Annotated in this window: 2 protein-coding genes; one reads left to right on the top strand and one right to left on the bottom strand. The window is 70.1% G+C overall.

The annotated features are described in order from the left end of the window. Positions 1–914, top strand: a 914-nt coding sequence (locus AC3A3W_RS20995) for a PKD domain-containing protein (RefSeq protein ID WP_487445056.1), incomplete at its 5' end; no start/stop codon positions are given. 82 nt (positions 915–996) lie between these two features. On the opposite strand, the gene AC3A3W_RS20990 is transcribed toward AC3A3W_RS20995, so the two are convergent. After that, positions 997–1673, bottom strand: a 677-nt coding sequence (locus AC3A3W_RS20990; protein ID WP_487445055.1) for an ATP-binding cassette domain-containing protein, incomplete at its 5' end; no start/stop codon positions are given.

The raw sequence follows: 1673 nt of genomic DNA, 5'->3' as shown, positions 1-1673 counted from the left end.
CCCTGCCCGCACCCACCGGCCGGGCCGCCGGGGACGTGCTGGTCGCCTCGTTCACGGCCTCCCCGACCTCCGGCACCGCACCCCTGACGGTGAACTTCACCGACACCTCCACCGGCACCCCGACCTCCTGGGCCTGGCAGTTCGGCGACGGCGGCACCGCCACCACGCAGAATCCCTCCCACACCTACACCACGGCCGGGACCTACACCGCGACGCTGACCGCCACCAACGAAGCCGGTTCCGACACCAGCACCCGGACCATCACCGTCAATCCGGGCGGCGGCACGCCCCCAGGGATCACCCTGCGCAGCACCCGGACCGCGTCCACCGAAACCGCCACCACCACCGTCGCCCTGCCCGCACCCACCGGCCGGGCCGCCGGGGACGTGCTGGTCGCCTCGTTCACCGCGGACAAGAACCCCGCCGCCACCGCCCCGGCCGGGTGGACCGCGATCACCAACGGGCTGAACATCGGCAGCGGCGCACGGGTCTTCGCCTACTACCGGGTGGCCGGCTCCTCCGACCCCGGCACCTACACCTGGACGCTCAGCACCGCGGTGAAGTGGGGCGGCGGGATCAGCGCCTACACCGGCGTGAACACCACCACACCGCTGGACAGCACCATCGCCACCGCCGTGAACGCCACCTATTCGGCCACCAGCATCGCCGTTCCCGGCGTCACCACCGCCAGCAACAACGCAATGCTGATCGGCGGCCTCGGCTTCGACAGCTCCACCCCGGGGGCGACCGCGCCCAGCGGGTGGGCCGAACGCTTCGAAACCAGCGGCGGCCAGGTCGCCGAACAAGCCGACCACACCCAGCCCGCCGCCGGAGCCACCGGCACCACCACCTGGACCTTCAGCTCCTCCAAAGCCGTCGCCGCCTGGCGCACCGCCCTCAAACCCGCCGGCTGACCCGCCGCCGAACCTGCGTCCCAGTTGAGATGGAAATAGCCCGAGGGGCCCTCCGGAATCCGTTCCGGAGGGCCCGTCGTCGTCAGGCCGGTGTCTTGAGCGCTGGTGTGTTGAGCATTGCCTCGGAACCAGCGTCTCCGCCGAGGCGTACCCGACGGCGGGTGACGGCGTTGGCGAGGGCCTGGTCGTGGGTGACCAGCATCAGTGCGCAGCCGTGGCGTTCCGCCTGGTCCATCAGGCTCATGATGGTTTCCTCCTGGGTGATGAGGTCCAGGCGTGAAGTGGGCTCGTCGGCGAAGATCAGGGCCGGCTCGAGGAGCATGGACCGGATGATGGCGAGCCTCTGCAGCTCGCCGCCGGAGACTTGGCCGGGCATGCGCTCGAGCAGTGCGGGGGAGAGGCGCAGCGCGGACACGAGTTCCTCGAGGCGTGCGGGGTCCAGCCGGTGACGGCGGATGACGTCTCCGAAAGAGTGCCGTAGCGCAGCGCCGGGGGCGAACGCCAGGGCGGGGTCCTGGTAGAGCTTTTGAAGTCGGCCTCCGTGGAGCTCGTCAGCATGGTGTACGCGTCCCGAGTCCGGCGGAAGCAGCCGCAGCAGGACGTTGCCGAGAGTCGATTTGCCGCTGCCGCTGGGACCGCTCAGCGAGATCCGTTCCCCTTGGTGAATGCTCAGGGACAGGCCGGAAAAGAGCCTTTGCCTGCCGTAGGTTTTGGTGAGCCCGTCTGCGGTGATGAGGGGAGCGCCGGCTGTTTCGTTTG

Source organism: Arthrobacter sp. Soil_N43, from assembly GCF_057655195.1.
Note: the sequence above shows the minus strand (reverse complement) of the source record. Positions and strands in the feature narration are given on the sequence as shown.